Genomic DNA, 533 nt, shown 5'->3' with positions numbered 1-533 from the left:
GCCCGCGCCGCTCCAGGCCGACCTGGACGACCTGGAGGCGGAGGTGTTCGCCCCGGGGCGCCCGGCGCGCGGACTGGCGGAGCGGATCTACGCCTTCAAGCGCCAGGTGACGGCGGTCCGCAAGTGCACCGGGCCGCTGCAGGAACCGCTGTTCCGGATGGCCACCAGCTCCGTCCCGGAGCTGCCGGAGAAGCTCCGCCCCTACCTGCGTGACGTGGCCGACCACCTGACCCGGGTGAACGAGCAGGTGGAGGCGCTGGACCGGCTGCTCTCGGACATCCTGAACGCCAACCTCGCCCAGGTGAGCGTGCAGCAGAACAACGACATGCGGAAGATCTCGGCCTGGGCGGCGCTGGCCGCCGTACCGACGATGATCGCGGGCGTGTACGGGATGAACTTCGAGGACATGCCGGAGCTGCGCCAGCCCTGGGGCTATCCGGCGGCGGTCGGCCTGATGGTGACGCTCTGTCTGATCCTGCACCGGGTCTTCAAGCGCAGCGGCTGGCTCTGACCCACCTGCCGCTGCACCCGGG

General features: G+C 70.7%; 1 protein-coding gene. It reads left to right on the top strand.

Going from position 1 to position 533, the window contains the following annotated elements; genetic code table 11:
• The coding region (locus ABD323_RS45060) for a CorA family divalent cation transporter (RefSeq protein WP_344447731.1) at window positions 1-511 on the top strand (511 nt) is incomplete at its 5' end.
• Between the last annotated feature and the right edge of the window lie 22 nt (window positions 512-533).

Origin of the sequence: Kitasatospora nipponensis (assembly GCF_039528135.1) — a bacterium.
In the GTDB taxonomy this organism is placed as follows: domain Bacteria; phylum Actinomycetota; class Actinomycetes; order Streptomycetales; family Streptomycetaceae; genus Kitasatospora; species Kitasatospora nipponensis.
Note: the sequence above shows the minus strand (reverse complement) of the source record. Positions and strands in the feature narration are given on the sequence as shown.